Genomic DNA, 6,054 nt, shown 5'->3' on the forward strand with positions numbered 1-6,054 from the left:
ACGAGGTGTCTCGATCTCTACGGGACCATACTCCGTTTGGAGCTGCTTGTGCATCTTGCCATTACGACGATTACCGCTTACCGGATTGGTTGCCTCAAGGTGACTCTCCAGCTCACCCTCCATGGCAGCGTTAAGGAAGTCCTCTAATACTTGATGGAATGCACCATCCTTGCCAAACAGGGGCTTGCCGGACTTGAACTGATCTTTCGCTACAGCAAGCATCTTTGTGTACTCTTCTTGTGTCATTGTACTAATCTTTATGCTCTATAAACAGAGCAATGATAAATCTTATTGTCTTAGTCTTTGACACAGTTCAGATGACAGCCTCCGATTCCTATAGATCATAGTGTGATGGATTTTAATGGACATAGTTTGTTATTCATCTATATTCCAGAACAAGCAGACAAACCTGTATTCTTACGTGGACATGATGTGTTTAATTCGTATTTACGTTCCGCAGGTCAGACTGTTAAGATGTCACGCAATCAAGTGAAAGAAATGATTGCAACCTCTAATGAATTTACCTTCGAAGAGCATACGGCTCTTTCTGATCTTACAAAGGAGCAGGTACTCCAATTCCTGAATTACAAGTCTTTTTTTGAACTAATGGAGAAAGATGTGCCGAGCTCAACAGACTCTATAGTCAATCGTTTAAGTGAATATAATTTCTGCCATGAAAATCATGGGATTTGGAGTATCACTAATCTGGGAGCTTTGCTTTTTGATAGGGACTTTAAAGATTTTCCAAAACTGCGTGGTAAAGAAGTAATCGTGAGAAAGTATAATGGCACGAACAATCGTTCTCAGGAGTTCGAGCAACATGGAACTTATGGATATGCTGTAGGTTTTGAAAGTTTGATTGATTTCATCATGCAGAATACAAGCAGAGAAAACATAGATGTTAAGCGAGAGATGATTCCCACTTATCCTCGGATTGCTATTCGTGAGTTTGTTGCGAATGCCCTTGTTCATCAAGACTTTGGGATAAAGGGAATGCCTGTGACCATAGAGATCTTCTCGAATAGACTTACTATTACAAATGCAGGGGCACCACTTAATGACATCAATAGGCTGATAGATCTCCCACCGCAGTCACGTAATGAGGAATTAGCTCAGACAATGTTTCTTTTGGGTATTTGTGAGAAACGAGGTAGTGGAATAGACCGCGCTATTGCTGCAGTTGAGCAAATGTATTTGCCTGCTCCCAAATTTACCAAGAGTGAACAGCATACCAGAGTTTTCCTATATCCTCTGAAAAAGTTCAAGGATATGACAAAGGATGAGAAAGTATCGGCATGTTACCAACATGCGTGTCTGAAATATGAGGATGGAGAAGCTATCAATAACCAGTCTGTCAGAGAACGTTTTGAGCTTACAAAGAATGATTCATCCATAGCTTCTCGTATAATTGCTGATACTGTAGAGGCTGGATTGATAAAGCCTGTGGATGCAGAAACCAAGGCTAAGAAATTTATGACTTATCTGCCATATTATGGATAGAATCTTTTATTTGCAGAGATATTCACACTTGTACATAACTAACTGATAATCAATATGTTTTTATTTGCAAAGAAAATCCATATCTCTCGAATTAGGCCATTAGACACTTACATCCGGCCAATAATTTCATAATTTGGTTCGGTGATTTTAGTATTGGTCCGATAGGAACAAGTTGGTCGGATGATTTTGCTTGCAAATGATTGCCTCACATGGTATAAAATGGTATCGAACTCAAATGCTATGTTTTCGCATTGTTTTCGCAAAAAGAAAAATCAGCAACTTGTCAAGTATGTAAGTTGCTGATTTTCGGTAGTGGACCAGCCAGGGCTTGAACCTGGGACCTCCAGATTATGAGTCTGTTAAAATAAAATTTTTTATAGTTTCATAAAATTTTTCTTGACTTCGTAAGTCGTTGTCTCACAATTATTTTGTAACTTTGCAGCGCAAAAGTGAAATTTCAATAAACCTCAATTAATGGGCGATTTTGTTCGCATTTTGTTCGCAAATTGTTCGCAAGATTCCCATGAACGAAGCAACAGACTATAGTTATGAAGGCTGAAAAGACATCAATCAAGTGCGGAAAAGTGGACAACTGTTCACTTACTTTAGTTCTCGACAAACGTACCAATAAGAGTACGAATGTATACCCTTTGGCCATCTGTTTTCAGATAGCAGCTAAACGGTATTACTACAAACTAAAGGATATGGACTATCAAAGCGAGAAGTACTTCAATGACGTATGTAGCGTGAAAGGAGCGAAAAGTTCGCTCATGCCTGTTCATGTCGAATGGCTAAAGATGCTAGAAAGCTACAGGGAAAAACTGGAGAAACTGAGCAAGAAGCAGACTTTAACACTCGACCTTATCCGTACTTATCTGACAGGTGCGGAAATCGAATATGATAAAGCTACATCTTTTGTAGGTGTTTGGGAGAGCATTATCGCAAGAATGAAAGCAGAAGACAGGGTTGGTACCGCAGAGAACTACCAGTGGGCACTCAACTCCTTCCTTAAATACGTTGGTGATGTGAAGGGCTTCATGGTCGGCAAAAACGTAATTGACAAGTGGAATGATGTAATGAAAAATGGTGTGGTCGAAAACGGCAAGGTCGTCGGGAAGATTGCTGATGCTACCCGTGGTATGTATCTTCGGACCTGCCGTGTTGTTTGGAATGAATGTATTCGCCAAGGTTTTTTGACCGAGGACAAATACCCCTTCTCCAACAAGGACAACACGCTCATCTCAATTCCACGAGGTAAACGTCGCCAGCAATCATACCTTAGCGTTGATGAAATGACGGAACTATATAAAGTCTTCGTTGAGAAGCGCTATCCCGAAGGTTGGGATCCAGCTTATAAGAAACGTGCCCATGATTCTTTGGGCCTATTCCTGGCACAATATCTGTGCAATGGATTCAATCTTGCCGATGCAGGACGTTTGACCTACAACCGTACTTACTTTGCAGAAGGTGGTCGTGCTTTTGAGTTTATGCGAAAGAAAACATCGGCACGAAGCAACAGCATGTCGGTGGTTATCGTTCCTATCATAGAACCACTCAAAGTGATCCTTAATGAGATTGGAGCCAAGCCAGAGAAGGACGCATATGTTTTTCCACAAATCTTCAATGGAGCCACAGATGAAACCTTGCGAAGGAAACTGACGGTACAGGAAAACTCCAACATCAAAGACCGCATGAACCGTATATGTAAAGAAGTACTTGGGTGGGACAAAGTGGTGTCTGGAACATGGGCGCGTCATTCCTTTGATACCAACCTGAAACTGGCTGGCGTAGAGGAGTTGTACATCTCTGAAAGTATGGGTCACTCACAAGGGAATGATGTGACAAGCGGCTATCAGGATATGTATCCTCTTGAAATCCGATTCCGTAACAATAGTAAGCTGCTCAACCTTGAAAAGGAAGAAGAACCCATCGACATCGACAGCCTATCCCCTGAGCAGATGAAAGAACTTTTGAAGAAGATGATGGGACAACAATAAAAACCACAATAATTGCGATTCTTCAAAATTGTTGTTGCCTTCCAAGGGAATAGAGTAAATATCCTCTTTGCCGACCAAGAAGAGAAAGAAAAACCTGTATTTAAACTCAAAGATGGCAAAATAAGGTTATTTGATCACAATAATACAAATTCCTTGGTTTTCTTTCTTGATTTTAAAAGTAAACTCGCCGATTTGCAGGATTTTTACATATTTGGGAGTTTTCTTCTTGAATTAAGGAAGATAAGTCAAAGTCATATTACCGTCCTGAAGAGAAAGATAAAAGGCCAGATTGGGGATAATAGTATCAATCATGGAAGTTGGGAAACCGTATTTCACGGCTATTATAGATTTATACGTTTAGAAGCTCGTTTCCGTTAATGTTTTTGATTTTATAAAATGGACAAGCCTCTTGAAATCCGATTCCGTAACAATAGTAAGTTGCTTAACATCGAAAAGGAAGAAGGACCTATCGACATAGATAGCCTTACTCCTGAACAGATGAAAGAACTTTTGAAGAAGATGATGGGACAACAATAAAAATCGCAATGCGTTGTGATTTTTACGTATTATTATGGCTATTCATAGTAAATTATGTCCAAAATCGCATTTTATTGAGAATTCGTGTCATTATTTGAAAAGAATTGCTTATCTTTGCACCGAAATCGCAATATATTGAGATTATGATACAACAGGAAATAGGGAATGCCATCAAGGAAAGAAGGAAAAAATTGGGTATCAACCAACAAACATTGGCTGACCTGGCAAGTGTAGCTGTTAATACCGTTGTAGCGATTGAACGAGGCGAGGGTAATCCTCAGCTCGCCACCTTGCTCACGATACTCGATACTTTGGGTTTGCAAATAGACATTAACATCAAGCAGCTTGATTATGAGACAGTGTAAAGTTTATGTTCACGATATGGAGGCAGGCATATTGCAAGAGACGGATGCCAGGGAATATGTGTTCACTTATGGTGAGGACTACCACGGCGAGCCTGTTTGCTTGGCAATGCCTGTCAGGAAAGAGGCATATCACTCTATCCACCTTTTTCCCTATTTCTTTAATATGTTGTCTGAAGGTTCCAACCGCCAAGTACAATCTATGTTGCATCATATCGATGAAAACGATGACTTCGGCATCATGCTGGCAACAGCTCAGCACGATACCATTGGAGCCGTAACCGTTAAGCCCTTATGAATATGGTAGAAATAAACGTATGCCCTTCTACATTGCAGGAAGGCTTTACCACCTATTCCCCTGTAGCTCGGAAACAACTGTTTGATGAAAAAGAAGTTTCCCATATTCTTGATTTTGACAGTCCCAATAACGATAGTGGTGACAATGAAGCTTATCTGAAGAATGTGGGGCGCATCTCGCTCTCTGGCGTTCAACCTAAGGCGAGCTTGGTGTTGAGTGAAGGACATTTGGTAAAGCCAGCTGAAGGTGAACGTGGAACATACATTTTGAAACCTGCTCCAACATCCTATGCTTTGCTCGACCGTAAGTATTGTCCAGCCAATGAGCATCTGACCATGCAGTTGGCTTCGCAAGTCTATCATATAGAAACGGCAGCAAATGGCATTTGTTTCTTCCAAGATGGTGAAGCTGCCTATCTTTGTCGACGTTTCGATGTCGGCCCTAATGGGCAAAAGTATAGCCAAGAAGACTTTGCCTCTCTTGCAGGACTGACCGATGCCAATGGTGGCAGCGATTTCAAATATAGTAATCTGAGTTATGAGGAATGTGCTGACATCATCCGCAAATACGTCAAGGCTGCTCCCGTCGAAATCCTAAAGTACTTCCGCATCGTTGTCTTCAACTATCTCACTCTCAATGATGATGCGCATCTGAAAAACTTCTCACTTATCAACCGAGGTGACGGAGAATACCACCTCACCCCTGCCTACGACCTCATCAATACCAGTCTACATTTGAGCATGCCACGCATCTTCGCTCTTGATAAAGGATTGTTCAAAGAAGGCATGCAACTATCCGATACAAGAACTGTTGGCCGTAAGGACTTCGAGGAGTTTGGTCGCCGTATAGGTCTATCTGAGCGATTGATAAAACGAGAAATGGATTTCTTTGCAGCAGAGCATCCTCTGGCAAAGGATATGATTGACCATTCTTTCCTGTCCGAATCCCTGAAACGAAGCTACTGGCTTTCGTACAACTATCGACGTGCAACGTTGGGATTTAAATGATGCGATTACACTTGGAAAAGCCGAGCGCGTTTGACCCCCGAGGGCAAGCGACGTTGACCCTTACGGGCAAAATAAGAATGACCCTCTGCGGCAAAATAAAATTGACCCCTGAATGCGATTGCCATTCAGGGGCTTTTTTGTAGTTTTGTGTTGCCGTCCTGACTGGCGGATAAACGTTAAACTACAGAATTCAATGACAAAGTTAAGAAATTTATTGCGATGTTACGCCATTGGAATGAGTATAAAAAGCATCTCTAGTGCTTTTCATCTCTCGCGTAACACTGTGCGCAAGTATGTGCGCAGGTATCAGGAGAGCGGTCTGACGCTTGACCTGCTGATGACCATGTCTGAGG

General features: G+C 41.5%; 8 protein-coding genes. 7 read left to right on the forward strand and 1 reads right to left on the reverse strand.

Features of this window, described 5'->3' with window-relative positions; translation table 11 throughout:
- On the reverse strand, positions 1-246 hold a 246-nt coding region (locus BMW31_RS13115), incomplete at its 3' end, for a transposase (RefSeq protein ID WP_177166333.1).
- A 105-nt stretch (positions 247-351) separates the two neighbouring features.
- Here BMW31_RS13115 and BMW31_RS13120 point away from each other — a divergent pair.
- The 7 genes from BMW31_RS13120 to BMW31_RS13150 all read left to right on the forward strand — a co-directional run.
- The gene (locus BMW31_RS13120; RefSeq protein ID WP_091826724.1) at positions 352-1,500 is read left to right on the forward strand and encodes an ATP-binding protein; all 1,149 of its coding nucleotides are present in this window, start codon (positions 352-354) and stop codon (positions 1,498-1,500) included.
- 704 nt (positions 1,501-2,204) lie between these two features.
- The gene (locus tag BMW31_RS13125; RefSeq protein ID WP_255404972.1) at positions 2,205-3,497 is read left to right on the forward strand and encodes a tyrosine-type recombinase/integrase; all 1,293 of its coding nucleotides are present in this window, start codon (positions 2,205-2,207) and stop codon (positions 3,495-3,497) included.
- Between the two features lie 12 nt (positions 3,498-3,509).
- A complete protein-coding gene (locus BMW31_RS13130; RefSeq protein ID WP_091826726.1) occupies positions 3,510-3,875 on the forward strand; it encodes a hypothetical protein in 366 nt (121 codons plus the stop codon).
- Between the two features lie 302 nt (positions 3,876-4,177).
- A complete protein-coding gene (locus BMW31_RS13135; RefSeq protein ID WP_091826728.1) occupies positions 4,178-4,399 on the forward strand; it encodes a helix-turn-helix domain-containing protein in 222 nt (73 codons plus the stop codon).
- Positions 4,386-4,694: a HipA N-terminal domain-containing protein gene (locus BMW31_RS13140; protein WP_025002843.1), complete on the forward strand. Its 309-nt coding sequence runs from the start codon at positions 4,386-4,388 to the stop codon at positions 4,692-4,694. The genes BMW31_RS13135 and BMW31_RS13140 overlap by 14 nt, the downstream gene beginning before the upstream one ends.
- Positions 4,695-4,696: 2 nt before the next feature.
- Positions 4,697-5,701 carry a type II toxin-antitoxin system HipA family toxin gene (locus BMW31_RS13145; protein ID WP_091826732.1) on the forward strand — a complete coding sequence of 335 codons (1,005 nt, stop codon included), beginning with the start codon at positions 4,697-4,699 and terminating at the stop codon, positions 5,699-5,701.
- Between the two features lie 193 nt (positions 5,702-5,894).
- The coding region (locus BMW31_RS13150) for a helix-turn-helix domain-containing protein (RefSeq protein ID WP_091826734.1) at positions 5,895-6,054 on the forward strand (160 nt) is incomplete at its 3' end.

It is taken from the genome of Prevotella sp. kh1p2, from assembly GCF_900111525.1.
Taxonomy (GTDB): domain Bacteria; phylum Bacteroidota; class Bacteroidia; order Bacteroidales; family Bacteroidaceae; genus Prevotella.